This window comes from Winogradskya consettensis (assembly GCF_018332715.1).
In the GTDB taxonomy this organism is placed as follows: Bacteria; Actinomycetota; Actinomycetes; order Mycobacteriales; family Micromonosporaceae; genus Actinoplanes; species Actinoplanes consettensis.
Genome location: NZ_BOQP01000075.1, coordinates 1 through 16088 on the forward strand (window position 1 = coordinate 1; position 16088 = coordinate 16088).

Below are 16088 nucleotides of genomic sequence, written 5' to 3' on the forward strand. Positions count from 1 at the left end.
GAGCGGGCAGCCACGACCCCGCTTTGCTGTGCGGGTGCCCCGCTTTGCTGTGCGGGTGCCCCGCTTTGCTGTGCGGGTGCGCCGCGGCCCGCTGTGCCCTGCGCTGGAGTCGGAGCGTGGGTGGACGACCCCGCTTTGTCGTGTGTCGGGGTCAGAGCGCGGCGGGTCGGCCCAACTGTGCCGTGCGCCGGAGTCAGGAGGTGGCGGGCGGCCCGCTGCGCCGTCATAGCGTGGGCGGCAGGCCCCAGGAGGGATCGTCGGGGGAGAGCAGCGGTGCCGGCGGGGGCGGGGTCTCCTCGGGGATCAGGAACCAGATCAGCGGGTAGGCGATGAGGGCGACTCCCCAGGTGAGGACCGCGAGGATGGCGAAGCCGACGCGGATCAGGACCGGGTCGACGCTCAGGTAGCGGCCGATGCCGCTGCAGACGCCGGCGACGATGCGGTCGTCGAGCGGGCGGCGGAGTTGCTTGTACGGGGCGACGGTCGGTGTGGTCATGACCCAAGAGTGGGCGCTCCGCCGTCTCGGGACCTCGGTGAGTGCCCGGATGCCGACCCTGATTTCGGGTCTCGGGGTGCCCGATTCGCGAGCTTCGATGCGATCGGTGGATTCGGTGATCTTGGGGTGATGTGTATGGGTTGCTGTGTGTTACATGCTGACTGCGATTGGTGCGGAGAATCGCCCTGAGCTGCGATTACTCTCGGCTATCGCCCTGTCAGGAATCCGACAGACGTTGACTGTAGTTAACATAAACCGGGCAAGATGCCGCCCGTGACCCCCGCACTGGAGCCGCTGCGCAAGATCGCGGCATACGCAGTCGCGACCGACCCCCACGGCCGCGTCCTACTGGTCCGCGCCTCGACCCGGTCGGGCACACCCGGCGTGTGGTCCCTGCCGGGTGGCGCCGTCGATCATGGCGAGGACCCGAACCACACCGTTGTCCGGGAGACGGCGGCCGAGACCGGCCTGTCCGTCGCTGTCTCCGGGCTCCGTGACGTTCTCGCCGACATGCGATCGCTGCCGCACCGTGGCGTCACGATCCACACCGATCGGCTGATCTACGAGGTGTCGATCCGAGGCGGCAACATCTTCGACCGCGTCGGGCAGCCGACCGACCTCGCGCGCTGGCACACCATGGAGGAGGCCGAGAAACTGCGGCTACGCCCCTTCACGGCGGCCGCGCTCGGGCTCAGCGCCGCGTCAGCCGACCTGCGGCCCGAGGAGGCGCCCGACTTTCCGTCGTTCTACGCCTACCCGGGTCCGGACGGGCTGCACCGCTCGCAGCGCTTCGCCGCGTACGCCATCGCCACCGACCCGCACGAGCGACTGCTGCTCACCCGGATCGCCCCGGGCTATCCGGGTGCGGGGCGCTGGCATCTGCCCGGCGGCGGCACCGACTACGGCGAGCAGCCCGGCATCGCGCTCATGCGGGAGCTGATCGAGGAGACCGGGCAGGAGGGCCGGCTGATCGAGCTGCTCGGGGTCGCCAGCCACCGCGACGCGGCGTCGCTCGGGCCGGAGGGCTACCCGATCGACTGGCACGGCGTCCGGGCGTTCTACCGCGTGATCGTCGACGCACCCACCGAGGTGATCGTCAAGGATGTCGGCGGCTCGACCTCCGAGGCATGCTGGATGCCGCTCACCGAGGTTGCCGCGCTGACCGACGACCTACTGACCGAGGTGACGGCCGAAGCTCTCCGGGGCGCCAAGTTGATCTGACGGCACGCTACTTTTGGAGCGTGAAGGTCAGGCGGATCGGGGCGTACGGGCTGTGCCGGGACGAGACCGGGCGGGTGCTCCTCGCCCACAACTCGGAGCTGTCCGCGTTTCCGGGGCTGTGGACCCTGCCCGGCGGCGGTGTCGAGCAGGGTGAGAACCCCGATGACGCGGTCGTGCGGGAGTTCGAGGAGGAGACCGGTCTGCGCGTACGCATAACTGGTCTGCACTCCGCGACCGCAGACGTCTTCCGACTGCCTCATACCGACATGTGGGAACACACCGATCGAATTATCTATGACGTCGAGTACCTCGGCGGGCAGCTACGGGACGAAGTGGCCGGCACGACCGATCGCGTCGCATGGGTGACTCCGAGTGACGTTGCACTCATGCCGTTCACTGCGGGTGTTCTCGGGCTGCCGGTCACGCCGTCGGATGTGCCGGACGATCCCGGCGAGGCGCCGGTGCGGTCGAATCAGCGCTTCGGGGCGTACGGGATGGTCACCGATCCCGACGGCCGGGTGCTGCTCACCCAGATCGCCCCGGGCTATCCCGGGGCCGGGCGCTGGCACCTGCCCGGCGGCGGCACCGATCACGGCGAGATCCCGGAGGTCGCCCTGACCCGTGAGCTGCTGGAAGAGGCCGGTCAGCATGGACGGGTGACCACCCTGCTGGGCACGTCGCACCGCCACGATCCCGCGGCGGTGGGCCCCGAGGGGGTGCCGGTGAATTGGCACGTCGTCCGGGTGCTCTACCGGGTGCATGTCGATGAGCCGACAGCCGCCGTGGTGCTGGAGGAGGAGGGTGGCTCCACGAGCGCCGTGGGGTGGTTCGACCAGGTCACCGCGCGTGAGCTGGCATTGACGGAGGTCGCGGCGGATGTGCTGCGGCGCCTCGAGCGGGAAAGCGCTCATCAGTGATCCGCTTGCGGGGCCTCGGTTAGACTCATCACAGGGCCTGGCAGTGACCGCGCCTCCCGGTCCGGCACGGAGGATAAAAACTCCACAGCACCACGTTGCACACGACGGTCGATTCGTCTCTCGCCAAGAGCGCGCGGCTGTGCGATCGTGTAACCCGCCTTAATCACGGTCCGTAGACATATGGGCCCTGGGAACGGGCATCAGGTACCCGACAGGTTCCGGGTAGCAGCAGCACCCCGCGACGGCCACAGCCGGCGGGTATCTAGACCCCAAGATGGAGGAGCACGTGCCGAGAACCCCTTGGCGCCGGCGTCGTACGACGGATAGTCCCCGTCCCGCCGGACGTCGTTGGGCAGGCCGGCTGCGCCGGGGCGGAAGTCTCGCCCGGCAGGCCCTGTTGGTGCGCGTGGGGCGCCGCCCGGGTGAGGCCACCGGACGCGCGGCCACCGCCACCCGGGCCGAAGTGATCTACACCGGCACGGATCTGGTTCCCCTCGCGCCGCTCGCCGGCCGGGGCCGCAAGCTCGCCACCTCCGGCAGCCACGGCCCGGTCGCGATGGCTCTCCCTCTCATCGCGGAGCAGGGGCCGCTGACCGTCGAGGACGACTCGGACGCACTGCTTCCCGGCGAGCACACGATGCGCCGCCGGATCAGCTTCGCCCTCGTGAACGCGTGCACGCTGGCGAGCCTCGCGCTGGGCCTCACCGCCATCTTCCTGGCGATGCACGGCGATCCCCGCCTCGCCGCGGCCTTCCTGGTCGGCTGTGTCGGCTTCGACGGCCTCGACGGCGCCCTGGCCCGCAAGCTCGGTGTGTCGAGCCCGTTCGGCGCCCAGATGGACTCGCTGGCCGACATGTGCTCCTTCGGCCTGGCAGCTCCGGTGGTCGTCTACGCCTCGCTGGCCGACCGGGTGCCGACCGCGGCCGCGGCTGTCGCCTGCATGCTCGTCGCCGGGTGCGCCGCGATCCGCCTCGCGCGGTTCAACGTGTCGCCCAAGGACGGCAAGTTCTTCTCCGGCGTTCCCACCACGATGGCCGCCGCCGTCCTGGCCCTGACGGTGCTCATCGGGCTGCCGTTGCCGGGGATCGCGGTCCTCGGCGGGGTTGCCGTGCTGGCCTTCGCGATGGTCTCCAGCTTCCCCTACGCGAAGCTCGCGCGGATCGTGAAGCTCCCGATGTGGCTCTGGCTGCTCCCGATCGTGGGCTGCCTCGTTGACGCCCGCCTGACGTTCGTCCTGGTCGTCGCCGCGTACCTCTTCAGCGGTCCGGTCATGTGGCTGAAGGCCAAGCGCATTTAGCAAGCAAAAGAGAACGCCCGCCCGGAATCGCTCCGGGCGGGCGTTTTTTCACTTCCAGCGGGCGATGACCGAGCTCGCTCCGATCACCTTGTCGCCGACCGCGACCACGGCCTCGGCCTTGTCGGCGGGCAGGTAGACGTCGGTGCGTGAGCCGAAGCGGATCAGGCCGAAGCGCTCGCCACGGGCCAGCAGTGTGCCGACCGGCGCGCGCTGCACGATGCGGCGGGCGATCAGGCCGGTGCGCTGCACGACCGCCACCGAGCCGTGATCGGTGTCCAGCAGGGTGTAGGCGGCGACGTTGTGCTCCGCGGCCGCCGTCATGGCGTTGGCGTAGCCGCCGTCGATGATGAAGTAGTCGGTCACCCGGCCGGCAACCGGCGTGCGGTTGACGTGCACGTCGAGGACCGACAGGAAAACGGCGATGCGCAGGAACTCGCCGTCACCGAGCCGCGGGTCGCTCAGCCGCTCGACCGACAGCACCTTGCCGTCGCTGGCGGCGACCACGGCGTCGGAGTCGGTGGGGACCTCGCGCTCCGGGTCGCGGAAGAACGCGGCGACCGGGGCCGCGGCCAGCGCGGGGATCAGCCAGAGCTTCGACTTGGGGCGGGCCGAGCGCGCCATCGCCGCGAGCCCGAGCGCGATCCCGGCAGCCGCCACACCGTTGGAGTCGATGTGCATCGTGCGGGTCACCGGCACGCTGGAGGGCCGGTAGGCCGGGGCGAGGGTCGCGGCCTTGGCGGTGTCGGCCTGGGTGAACCGCAGCTTGTGCACCCGCAGCGGTGGCTGGTTGCGGGCCACGAGGTCCGAGCCGACGCCGAAGAGCGCGCTCTGGCGGAAGAGCTCGGCCGCGGCCCCGCCGGTCTGCCCGGGGACGGCGGGGGTCGCCACGGAGACGACAGCGCCCTCCTTCTGGAACTTGCTGAGGCTGTCGAGCGTCGCGCGGGTCTCCTCGGCGGTGCCGGTGAGCGGCTCACCCAGGATGAGCACGTCCGCCGGCTCCGCCTCGGTCAGGGTCTCGACGATCCGGACCCGGTCGGCGATCCAGCTGCCGAGGCCGGTGATGTGATCGCGGAGCAGGTCGGCGGTGCTGCGCTCGCCGGCGACGAGGGTCAGCGTGTCGCCGGGCAGCAGCGCCTCGACGGCCGCCTCGACCACGGCGGAGGAGTGATCGGCGCCGATCACCAGTGCCGTGGTCGCCGCGTTGTGACGGGCGAACTCGGCGGTGAGGGTGCGAGCGGCACGAGGGCCGACGCCGGTCACGGGAGCGGTGGACACGGTGGGAAACGGCGTCATGGAAGGAGCATATTCGCTCACTCCCGCCGATCCTGCGGCGGCACTGGATAGGCGGTCTGCAGATCAGAGCGCTCCGAAGGGTCCTGCAGGAGCTCGCGGACGATATCGGCGTGGACCTCCGGCGGCAGGTCACCCGGCGTCTCCAGGGCGACATCGGCCGGTGCGGCGACGGCAGCCGCAGTCTCGGCGCGGCGCCCGGACCGGATCGCGCCCATCAGCCCCACGACCCCGAAGAAGATCAGGGCGCCGGCGACCAGCCAGCCCGGGGCGGGCAGGTGCACGGAGACGACCTGCCCCACGGCCCACCACAGGGCGATGAGAAGGAATGCCAGGCCGAAGGTCAGGGAGACCCCGTCGGTGCGATGCGGCCTCATCGTTTGACCTCCACGTTACCCGCGTTCATCTGAATGGCGAGGCGCAGGGTGCCGCCGCCCTTGCCGTCGGTACCGAGATCGGTGATCTCCTGGGCGCCGAGCTCCTTGGCGTCGTGATCCTGGCCGAACAGGTTGACCCGGCCGTCCTGCACGTCGGCGGTGACCGAGGTGTCCACGGTCGGCGGCAGCAGGACCTGGACCTGTCCCAGCCGCATCGCGATGGTCACCGTCTGGTCCTGACCGGCGAAGTCGAGCGAGCGTAGGTCGATGGTCGCGTTGCCGATGGTGAAGTCGTACCGGTCGGCCACCGCGGCGAGCGTCTGCGGGCGGTAGGTGTTGTTGGCGACCTGCCCGCCGTAGCTCTCGACCCCGGAGGAGACACCCAGGCCGAGCGCGGCCAGCACCGCGAGGGCGATGAGCCCGCGGGCCCGGCCGAACCAGGCGCCGACGATGAGTCCCAGGGCGATCGTGACCAGAGCCGCCGCGAAGTACGCGGAGATCGGCACGCTCATCCCGGCCACGTCCAGCGCCGCGAGTACGCCCATCACGACCACGATCCCGAAGAACGTGATGCGGCCGAGCTTGGAGCGCTCGCGAGGGGGCTTCGGGGGTTTCGGCGGCCGCGGGGGCAGCGGCGGCGCGTAGGGCGGCTGGCTCGCGCTCTGGGCCCACGGGCCGTGCGGCGCGAACGGCGGCCGGGATTCACTCGTCGGCGGAGCGAATCGGGGCGGGCTCACCGGTTCGCCGGGCGGTGCAGTGGCGGCCGCCGGACCGCCCGCAGCCGCGAACGCGACCGTAGGCTCCTCAACCGGCGCCGCGGGCGATGCGGGCTCCGCGGGCGATGCCGGTTCTGCGATGACATCGGGAGCGTCCGCGGGGGTCGGCGGCGGTGCAGGAGGAAACCCGGCGGTCGGAACCGTCTTGTTGTTGCGTTTGAGGACCAGGGCGGCGCAGACGAGGACGGCGGCGGCCAGCAGAGCGGCCCGGAACCCGTCGTTGACCACGAACGCGAAGACGATCACCGTGCCGGCGCCGAGCAGCACCACCGAGATCGGCTGCATCCCGGAGCGGCCCCGGCCGAGCAGCGACTCGATCGGCGAGCCGGTGTCGCCCTCGGCGGGGATCAGCAGCCAGCCGAGCAGGTAGATCAGCACGCCGACGCCGCCGAACACGCCGAGTACGGCGAGCACGACGCGCCAGAGCACGGGGTCGGTGTTGGTGGCCCGGGCGATCGCCCCGCTCACGCCGGCGACATAGCGGCCCTGCCGGGGGCGGATCAGGTTCTCACGGGACCACACGGGGCCGTCCGTCACCGGCGGTGGCGGAGGCGGCGGAACAGCTTCTTCGGTCATGGATCGATCCTGACGGTAGGCACACCCGAAACGCCTCAGGCGCCGACCCTGACCCCACCCTGAGATCCCGCACCCTGCGGCATGGGGGTCTTACCCCGTAGCCCGGGCGTGGCAGACGTGTGACGATCGAAGCAGACCCCGCCGACCCGAGGAGCTCCGATCACCGCCGCCGCCATGTCCCCGCCGTCGCGCCGCCTGAACCGGCCGCGCGACCATCGCGTGATCGCCGGGGTCGCCTCCGGGATCGCGGCGCATCTTCGGGTGCCCGTCACCGGCGTACGGATCGCACTGGTCGTCATGCTCGGTTTCAGCGGCCTCGGTCTGCTGCTCTACGCGGTCTTCTGGGCCGTGCTGCCGCAGCAGGCGCCGAGCGGTGCCCCGCAGGCCCGCCGTGACCTGGTCCTGCTGCTGCCGTTCGGAGCGATCGGGCTCGGCGTCGTGCTGGCGCAGGGGCTGCTCTTCGGCGGCAACGGGGTGGCCGGCACGGCCGGCTGGCTGATCGCGCTGATCGCGGTCGGTGCCGGGGTGATCTGGCACCAGTCCGACCCGGCCCGGCGCGGGCACTGGGCGGATCAGGCCTCGCAGACCCCGTGGCTGGCCGCCGTGGTTGCGGAAAGTGACCGCCGGTCGTTCCTGTTCCGGTTCATCGGCGGCGGTGTCCTGGTCGCGGTCGGCGTCATCGGCGTGATCGCCGTCTACTCCCCGGCCGGCAATCTGACCGCGATCTTCAACGGCGTGATCTTCGCGTTGCTGGGGCTGCTCGGGGTCGGTGTCGTGGTCGCGCCGCTGCTCTGGCGTACGTTCAGTCAGCTGCGCAGCGAGCGTGAGGGCCGCATCCGGGAGCAGGAAAGAGCCGAGGTCGCGGCCATGATCCACGATCAGGTGCTGCACACGCTCGCGCTGATCCAGCGCAACTCCGCCGACATCAAAGAGGTTCAGCGCCTCGCCCGCGGCCAGGAGCGCTCACTGCGCAACTGGCTCTACAAACCCTCCGCCTCGCCGACCGAGCGGTTCGCCGCGGCGCTGGAACAGGCCTCGGCGGAGGTCGAGGACACGTACGCGATCTCGGTCGAGACCGTCGTCGTCGGCGACACTCAGTGTGACGAAAGGGTGGCAGCGCTGGTCGCCGCCGCCCGTGAGGCCCTCGTGAATGCCGCCCGGCACGCCGGCGTGCAGACCGTGTCGCTCTACGCCGAGGTCGAGGAGAGCGAGCTGAGCGTCTTCGTTCGCGACCGCGGCGCTGGTTTCGACCCGGACAAGGTGGAAGATACGCGGCATGGTGTCCGTGGCTCGATCATCGGGCGGATGCGGCGGCACGGCGGCAAGGCCGTGATCCGCAGTGCGCCCGGTGACGGCACGGAGGTACGACTGACGCTGCCCGCCGCACGCGAGGGCGTCGCCGCGACAAAGGAGAACGCACGATGACCGAGCCCGTTCAGGACCGCCGCCTCACCGTCTTCCTCGTCGACGACCACGCCATGTTCCGGGCGGGGGTCCGCGCCGAGCTGGGGGTCCACGTGGACGTGGTGGGGGAGGCCGGGTCGGTCGCCGAGGCGGTGGCCCGGATCGCCGAGACCACCCCGGACGTCGTGCTGCTCGACGTGCACATGCCGGACGGCGGGGGCCGGGCCGTGCTCGAGGCCATGCGGCGTACCCATCCGCAGGTGAAGTTTCTGGCGCTCTCGGTCTCCGACGCCGCCGAGGACGTGATCGGCCTGATCCGGGCCGGTGCGCGGGGCTATGTCACCAAGACCATCTCCCCGGACGAGCTGGCCGCGGCGATCCGCCGGGTGGCCGACGGCGACGCGGTGTTCAGCCCGCGGCTGGCCGGCTTCGTGCTCGACGCGTTCGCCTCGCGGCCCGACGTGCCGGTCGCCGATCCCGAGCTCGATCAGCTCACCAACCGGGAGCGCGAGGTGCTGCGGTTGCTGGCCCGCGGGTACGCGTACAAGGAGATCGCCAAGGAGCTCTTCATCTCGATCAAGACGGTCGAGACACACGTGTCGAACGTCCTCCGGAAACTCCAAATGAGTAACCGTTACGAGCTGTCACGTTGGGCCGCCGATCGACGTCTCGTATGAAAGCCGTTAACCGTACGGCAAGGCCTTTTTCGCCGCGCCGTCGCCCAAACTGGACACCATGTTGATCTTATGTTGTGAGCTTGTTACGGCTTTCGCAAAACCGCTGGTCAGCGGGGTGCGACTGACCGAAAGTATGATCTCTGGTAAGCGGCTGACCCGTATCGGGCTAATATCGGGTTGATAACGGCAGCGTCGGGGGCTAGGGGCTCTGTGTAAGGGTTGCTCCTACTCACACAACCCCTCGTGAGCGCCCTCTGAAGGAGACACTCCCATGTTTGGGAATCGCCCATGGAAGATGGCGGTCGGCGCGACCGCCATCGCCCTGTTGGCCTCTGGTTGTTCTGGAGGCGGGTCGGATGACACCGACGCCAGCTCCAACTCCGTCATCATCGGTATCAGCGAGCCTCAGCACCTGATCCCGAGCAACACGACGGAGACCAGTGGCGCGCAGGTTCTCGCCGCGCTGTTCTACCCGCTCGTCGACTTCGACGACCAGAACAAGCCGGAGCTCGTTGCCGCCGAGTCGATCAGCTCGGACGACAACAAGGTCTGGACCGTCAAGCTGAAGCCGGGCTTCACCTTCAGCAACGGCGAAGCCGTGACGTCGGACAGCTACATCCAGGCCTGGAACTACGGCGCGTACGGCCCCAACGGCCAGGGCGCTTCCTACTTCTTCGAGCGCATCGAGGGCTACGCCGACCTGCAGTCGGTCGACCCCGACGGCGAGGACGGCCCGCAGAAGGCTCCCGAGCCCAAGGCGAAGTCGCTCACCGGCCTCAAGAAGGTTGACGACACCACCTTCACCGTCTCCCTCACCGCGCCGTTCACCGGCTGGGAATCGGTCATGGGCTACAGCGCGTTCTACCCGCTGCCCAACGCCGCCTTCTCCGCCCCCGGCGTGATCGCGGACGGCTTCGAGGACGCGATCGTCGGCAACGGCCCCTTCAAGATGAAGGGCACGTGGCAGCACGACTCGCAGATCGAGGTCGAGAAGGTCGACGGCTTCAAGGGCACCGTCCCGAAGATCGACGGCATCAACTTCAAGATCTACCAGGACCAGAAGGCGGAGTACGCCGACCTGACCGCCGGTAACCTCGACGTGCAGAGCTCGATCCCGATCGAGAGCCTCGCCGCCGCCCCCGGTGACCTGGGTGACCGCTTCCAGAAGAGCCCGAGCTCGTCCTTCCAGTTCGTCGGCTTCCCGACGTTCCAGAAGGAGTTCCAGGACGTCAACGTCCGCCGGGCGCTCTCCATGGCGATCAACCGCCAGGAGATGACCGACCAGATCTTCCTCGGTTCGCAGTCGCCGGCCACCGGCTTCGTGTCCCCGGCCGTTGCCGGTTACCGCGACAACGTCTGTGGCGAGAACTGCACCTACAACGCCGCCGAGGCGAAGGCGCTGTGGGCCGCTGCCCCCACCGCCCCGAAGAAGATCCAGATCACGTACAACGCTGACGGTGGCCACAAGGCCTGGGTCGACGCGATGTGCAACCAGATCAAGCAGTCCCTCGCGATCGAGTGCACCGGCGTCGGCGAGCCCAAGTTCGCCGACCTGCTCACCAAGGTCGAGAAGAAGAGCCCGGTCGGCCTCATCCGCCTCGGCTGGGTCATGGACTACCCGCTGATGGAGAACTACCTCGGCCCGCTGTACGGCACCGGTGGTTCCTCGAACTACTACGGCTACAGCAACAAGAAGTTCGACGACCTCGTCGCCGAGGGTTCCAAGGCTGCGACCCCGGAGGAAGCCATCACCAAGTGGCAGGCCGCCGAGGACATCCTCGCCACGGACATGCCGGTCATCCCGCTGCGGTTCGGCCAGAACGTCTACGGCTTCTCGGAGAAGGTCTCCAACGTGAAGGTCGACACTCAGACCCGCGTTGACCTCTACAACATCGAAGTCAAGTAGTAATTTAAACCGCTCGTGCGGTGGTGGCGCCACGGATCTTGTGACACCGTGGCGCCACCGCTGTGTATTCCCCCTACTTCAGCCGCCGCGCCCACGACGCCCGGCGGCGCATCTTCCGCGGAAGAGGCTAAACCGTATGTTCCGCTATATCGTGCGGCGCTTACTGCAGATGGTCCTGACGTTCTTCGGGGCCACCTTCTTCGTATACGCGCTGATGTTCGCCAACCAGGACGACCCCATCCAGGCGTTGGCGGGCGAACGACCCATCACTGAAAGCGTCCGGCAGGCACTCACCGAGCGTTATCACCTCGACGACCCGTTCCTTCTGCAGTACTGGTACTACATGAAGGGCATGCTCACCGGTGACTTCGGCACGTCGCTGACCGGTCGCAAGATCTCCGACATGATGGAGGTCGCCTGGCCGGTGACCATCAAGCTCGGACTGATCGCCATCGTCATCGCCGCCGCCGTCGCCGTCACCTCAGGCGTCATCGCCGGCATTCGCCGCGGCAGCATCTTCGACAACGTCACGCTGGTCATCACCCTGATCATCCTGTCGCTGCCGATCGTCGTGCTCGCCCCGCTGGCGCAGCTGATCTTCGGCATCAAGCTCGGGTGGTTCCCGCCCACCGCCGGCGCGACTCCGACGTTCTGGGCCCTCCTGCTTCCGGCACTGGTGCTGGGCAGCCTCGTGATCGCGACCGAGCTGCGCGTCACCCGGTCGTCGGTCGCCGAGAACCTCCGCTCGGACTACGTTCGCACAGCTCGTGCGAAAGGTCTGTCCCGCAAGCGGGTGATCGGCGTGCACGTGCTCCGCAACTCGCTCATCCCCGTGGTCACCCTCATCGGCGTCGACATCGGTGGCCTGATGTCGGGTGCGATCGTGACGGAACGAATCTTCAATGTCCCCGGCGTAGGGTTCAACCTGTTCCGCGGTATCCGTACCGAGGACGGCCCGCTGGTGGTCGGTTTCGTCAGCATCCTGGTCATCGTCTTCCTGGTCGTGAACCTTCTGGTCGACCTGCTGTACGCCGCCCTCGACCCGAGGATTCGTTATGAGTGAATCAATCACGGCTGCGGCCGGTCCCTCCGGCGCCCCGATGATGGAGCCGAAGCACGCGGACAAGCGCGACAAGCCGCGCAGCCTCGCCGGCGACGCCTGGGTCGACCTGCGCCGCAACAAGATCTTCTGGTTCGCCGCGACCCTCGTGGTCCTCATCCTGGCGATGGCGGTCTTCCCGAAGCTGTTCACCTCGGCGGACCCGCGCGACTGCATCCTGGCCCGTCAGCACGGCGGCGCGAGCGGATCGGCCCTGTTCGGCTACGACTTCCAGGGCTGCGACGTCTACGCCCGCACGATCTACGGCGCCCGCGCGTCGATCGAGGTCGGCGTGCTCGCAACGCTGCTGTCCGGCATCATCGGGCTGCTCTTCGGCCTCGCCACCGGCTACTTCGGCGGCTGGATCGACGCGGTGCTGTCCCGCTTCATCGACATCATTCTCGGCATCCCGTTCCTGCTCGCCGCGATCGTGCTCGCCAAGCGTTTCTCGTCGGACTCGAACAGCAACGGTGTGGTCGCGGTGACGATCACGCTCGGCATTCTCGGCTGGACCACGGCGGCCCGCATCATGCGGTCCTCGGTGATCTCGGCCAAGAACCAGGACTACGTCGCGGCAGCCCGGATGCTCGGTGCCGGCCCCGGCCGGTTGATGCTGCGCCACATCCTGCCCAACTCGATCGCCTCGTTCATCGTGGTGCTGACGATCCTGCTGGGCGCCAACATCGCCAGTGAGGCGACGCTGTCCTTCCTGGGTATCGGCCTCAAGGGTGATGCCATCTCGTGGGGCATCGCGATCTCCGACGCCGGGTCGTACGTCCGCGTGGCCCCGGCCCCGCTGATCTGGCCCTCGGTGTTCCTTGCCGCGACGGTGCTGGCCTTCATCATGCTCGGCGACGCTGTCCGCGACGCCTTCGACCCGAAGCTGCGGTGACCCCGTTATGACCGATATCAAGGCGAAGATCGACGTCCTCCCCGGACTCGACCCCCGAGCCCCGCTCCTCGAGGTCAACGACCTGCACGTCGAGTTCCGCACCCAGTACGGCATCTCGCGGGCCGTCAACGGCGCCAACTTCACGCTGGCGCCCGGCGAGACGCTGGCGATCCTCGGCGAGTCCGGCTGTGGCAAGTCCGTGACCGCGCAGGCGATCATGGGCATTCTCGATTCCCCTCCCGGGTTCATCACCAAGGGCGAGGTGAAGTACCGCGGCGTCGATCTGCTGAAGCTGCCGGAAAAAGAGCGCCGCAAGGTGCGCGCCAACCAGATCGCCATGATCTTCCAGGACGCGCTCTCCGCTCTCAACCCAGTTTTCACGGTCGGCTACCAGCTCGCCGAGCTCTTCCGGGTGCACCGCGGCATGTCCCGCGGTGACGCCAAGAAGCGCTCGATCGAACTGCTCGACCAGGTCAAGATCCCGGCCGCCCGGGCCCGGATCGGCGACTACCCGCACCAGTTCTCCGGCGGTATGCGCCAGCGCGTGATGATCGCGATGGCGCTGGCACTGGACCCCGAGGTGCTCATCGCCGACGAGCCCACCACGGCGCTCGACGTGACCGTGCAGGCGCAGATCATGGGCCTGCTCGCCGAACTGCAGCAGCAGCGCAACATGGGCCTCATCCTGATCACCCACGACATGGGTGTCGTCGCCGACGTCGCTGACCGCATCTCGGTCATGTACGCCGGCAAGGTGGTCGAGGAGGCGGGCGTCTACGACATCTACGCGCGCCCGGCCCACCCGTACGCCAAGGCCCTGCTCGAGTCGATCCCGCGGCTCGACATGAAGGGTCAGCAGCTCAACGTCATCAAGGGCCTGCCGCCGGCGCTGACGGCCATCCCGCAGGGCTGCGCGTTCAACCCGCGCTGCGCCTACGCCCAGGACGTGTGCCGCCAGGACCCGGCGCCGCCGTCGTACATCGTCGCACCGGGCCGTACATCCCGGTGCCACTTCTGGAGGGACGTGGTCGGGGAATGAGCGACCGCAACGATGTAGTGCTCGAGACCAAGGGCCTCGTGAAGCACTTCCCGATCTCACAGGGCATCCTGTTCAAGACGAAGGTCGGCGCCGTCCGCGCCGTCGACGGCGTCGACCTCCAACTGCGCCGCGGCGAGACCCTCGGCGTCGTGGGCGAGTCCGGCTGTGGCAAGTCGACCCTGGCCAAGCTGCTGGTCGGGCTCGAGACCCCCACCGCGGGCTCGATCAACGTCCGCGGCCAGGACATGACGAGACTCAAGGGCGGCGCGATGCGCCGGGCCCGGCGCAACATCCAGATGGTGCTCCAGGACCCGTACACCTCGCTCAACCCGCGCATGACGGTCGGCGACATCATCGGGGAACCCTTCGAGATCCACCCCGAGGTCACCCCGCGCAAGGGCCGCACCAAAGCGGTCCAGGACCTCCTCGACACGGTCGGCCTCAACCCCGAACACGTCAACCGCTACCCGCACCAGTTCTCCGGCGGCCAGCGCCAGCGCATCGGCATCGCCCGAGCCCTGGCCCTCAAGCCCGAGATCATCGTCTGCGACGAACCGGTCTCCGCCCTCGACGTCTCGATCCAGGCCCAGGTCATCAACCTCCTGGAATCGCTCCAACGCGAGTTCGGCCTCTCGTACATCTTCATCGCCCACGACCTCTCGGTGGTGCGCCACATCGCCGACCGGGTCGCGGTCATGTACCTCGGCCGCGTAGTCGAAACCGGCGGCGACGAGCAGATCTACGAGAACCCGACCCACCCGTACACCCAGGCCCTCCTCTCCGCCGTCCCGGTCCCGGACCCGCGCCTACGCGGCCACCGCGACCAGATCGTCCTGGAGGGCGACGTCCCATCCCCGGCCAACCCTCCCTCGGGCTGCCGCTTCCGCACCCGCTGCTGGAAAGCCCAGGACATCTGCTCCCAGCAGGACCCGGTCCTCTCCATCCGCGAACGCTCCGACCACCCCAGCGCCTGCCACTTCGCCGAACCGCGAGATGTCGTCCACGCGCTGTAATTTTTCACCAAGGGGAGGGCCTGCCGATCATGGCGGGCCCTCCTTTTTGCTCAGCCACGATCAAACCCACGCCTGCTCGGGTGAGTTGTGGGTCCGGGCCGCTTCTCCCGGCTTTTGGCCAGGGCACGATCAAATTCACACCTGCTCGGGTCCGTCGTGGTCCCGACCGCTCCTCCCGCGAGAGACCGGGGCCACGCGACCAGGCGCCCAGCGGCGCCAAACCGGCCCCGCGCCCCCTGCCACGTACGTAAATGGCCGACCTCACCCCAAAGATCAACCCCACCCACGCCCACGCTGACCCACGCCCACGCTGACCCACGCCCGCGCTGACCCGCACCCGCGCTGACCCGCACCCGCGCTGACCCGCACCGCCGTTATGTCGCACCCGCGCTGTGCCGCACCCGCGCTGTGCCGCACCCGCGCTGACCCGCACCCGCGCTGACCCGCACCCGCGCTGACCCGCACCCGCGCTGACCCGCACCGCCGTTATGTCGCACCCGCGCTGTGCCGCACCCGCGCTGACCCGCACCCGCGCTGACCCGCACCCGCGCTGACCCGCCTCACGCTGACCCGCACCCGTACCGGCCCGCACCCCGTGCTGGATCGCCTCATGCCGACCCGCAGCCGGAGCCGAGCCGAGCCGCTTACGCCAGCCCGCCGCCAAACTGGGCCGCACCTGCGCCGATCCCACTTCCGTAGATCCGCACCTGCCCGGACCCGCGACCGTGCCGATCCGCACCTGCTCAGACCCGCACCCGCTCCGATCCGGAACCGTGCCGATCCGCACCTGCTCCGATCCTCTCCTGCTCCGACCCGCGACCTGCCGATCCGCACCTGCTCGGACCCTCTCCTGCTCCGACCCGCGACCTGCCGATCCGCACCTGCTCGGACCCTCACCTGCTCCGACCCGCGACCGTGCCCATCCGCACCTGCCCTGACCCGTAGCCGTGCCGACCGATAGCCGTGCTGGACCGCCTCGTGCCTGGACCGCCTCGTGCCTGGACCGCCTCGTGCCTGCACCGCCTCGTGGCCGTACCGTGCCTGGGCCGAGCTGGGGGTCTGTAAAGAGAACGGTGTAACTCAATTTTTGGGGGTTAGTTTCGGCTGG

General features: G+C 69.0%; 14 protein-coding genes. 10 read left to right on the forward strand and 4 right to left on the reverse strand.

Annotation, left to right across the window (positions count from 1 at the left end; translation table 11 throughout):
- Positions 1-223: 223 nt before the first annotated feature.
- Positions 224-496 carry a PspC domain-containing protein gene (locus Aco04nite_RS47140; protein ID WP_213003689.1) on the reverse strand — a complete coding sequence of 91 codons (273 nt, stop codon included), beginning with the start codon at positions 494-496 and terminating at the stop codon, positions 224-226.
- A gap of 273 nt (positions 497-769) precedes the next feature.
- Here Aco04nite_RS47140 and Aco04nite_RS47145 point away from each other — a divergent pair, with 273 nt between their 5' ends.
- The 3 genes from Aco04nite_RS47145 (at position 770) to Aco04nite_RS47155 (ending at position 3931) form a co-directional block, all read left to right on the forward strand.
- Positions 770-1717, forward strand: coding sequence for an NUDIX hydrolase (locus Aco04nite_RS47145; RefSeq protein ID WP_213003690.1), 948 nt, complete (start codon positions 770-772; stop codon positions 1715-1717).
- Between the two features lie 20 nt (positions 1718-1737).
- Positions 1738-2634, forward strand: coding sequence for an NUDIX domain-containing protein (locus Aco04nite_RS47150; RefSeq protein WP_244876815.1), 897 nt, complete (start codon positions 1738-1740; stop codon positions 2632-2634).
- Positions 2635-2920: 286 nt separating this feature from the next.
- Complete coding sequence (locus tag Aco04nite_RS47155; RefSeq protein ID WP_438875009.1) at positions 2921-3931, forward strand: CDP-alcohol phosphatidyltransferase family protein; 1011 nt, start codon at positions 2921-2923, stop codon at positions 3929-3931.
- Between the two features lie 48 nt (positions 3932-3979).
- On the opposite strand, the gene Aco04nite_RS47160 is transcribed toward Aco04nite_RS47155, so the two are convergent.
- From Aco04nite_RS47160 to Aco04nite_RS47170, 3 genes are read right to left on the reverse strand one after another with little or no spacing between them, the layout of a single operon-like run.
- Entirely contained in the window at positions 3980-5224 is a 1245-nt protein-coding gene (locus tag Aco04nite_RS47160; RefSeq protein WP_213003692.1) for a phosphatidylserine decarboxylase, read from the reverse strand.
- Positions 5225-5241: 17 nt separating this feature from the next.
- Complete coding sequence (locus tag Aco04nite_RS47165) at positions 5242-5598, reverse strand: hypothetical protein (protein ID WP_213003693.1); 357 nt, start codon at positions 5596-5598, stop codon at positions 5242-5244.
- Positions 5595-6950 carry a PspC domain-containing protein gene (locus tag Aco04nite_RS47170; protein WP_213003694.1) on the reverse strand — a complete coding sequence of 452 codons (1356 nt, stop codon included), beginning with the start codon at positions 6948-6950 and terminating at the stop codon, positions 5595-5597. The genes Aco04nite_RS47165 and Aco04nite_RS47170 overlap by 4 nt, the downstream gene beginning before the upstream one ends.
- Positions 6951-7124: 174 nt before the next feature.
- On the opposite strand from Aco04nite_RS47170, the gene Aco04nite_RS47175 reads away from it, so the two are divergent.
- The 7 genes from Aco04nite_RS47175 to Aco04nite_RS47205 all read left to right on the forward strand — a co-directional run bounded on the left by Aco04nite_RS47175 (position 7125) and on the right by Aco04nite_RS47205 (position 14980).
- Complete coding sequence (locus tag Aco04nite_RS47175) at positions 7125-8375, forward strand: ATP-binding protein (protein WP_213003695.1); 1251 nt, start codon at positions 7125-7127, stop codon at positions 8373-8375.
- Positions 8372-9031, forward strand: a complete 660-nt coding sequence (locus Aco04nite_RS47180) for a response regulator (RefSeq protein ID WP_203836316.1) — start codon at positions 8372-8374, stop codon at positions 9029-9031. The genes Aco04nite_RS47175 and Aco04nite_RS47180 overlap by 4 nt, the downstream gene beginning before the upstream one ends.
- Positions 9032-9302: 271 nt before the next feature.
- Positions 9303-10937, forward strand: coding sequence for a peptide ABC transporter substrate-binding protein (locus Aco04nite_RS47185; RefSeq protein ID WP_239158767.1), 1635 nt, complete (start codon positions 9303-9305; stop codon positions 10935-10937).
- Positions 10938-11073: 136 nt separating this feature from the next.
- Positions 11074-12000, forward strand: coding sequence for an ABC transporter permease (locus tag Aco04nite_RS47190; RefSeq protein ID WP_203836315.1), 927 nt, complete (start codon positions 11074-11076; stop codon positions 11998-12000).
- Entirely contained in the window at positions 11993-12928 is a 936-nt protein-coding gene (locus Aco04nite_RS47195; protein WP_203836314.1) for an ABC transporter permease, read from the forward strand. Before Aco04nite_RS47190 ends, Aco04nite_RS47195 begins: the two co-directional genes overlap by 8 nt.
- A gap of 7 nt (positions 12929-12935) precedes the next feature.
- Complete coding sequence (locus tag Aco04nite_RS47200; protein WP_213003696.1) at positions 12936-13967, forward strand: ABC transporter ATP-binding protein; 1032 nt, start codon at positions 12936-12938, stop codon at positions 13965-13967.
- The gene (locus tag Aco04nite_RS47205; protein WP_213003697.1) at positions 13964-14980 is read left to right on the forward strand and encodes an ABC transporter ATP-binding protein; all 1017 of its coding nucleotides are present in this window, start codon (positions 13964-13966) and stop codon (positions 14978-14980) included. Before Aco04nite_RS47200 ends, Aco04nite_RS47205 begins: the two co-directional genes overlap by 4 nt.
- Positions 14981-16088 lie beyond the last annotated feature (1108 nt).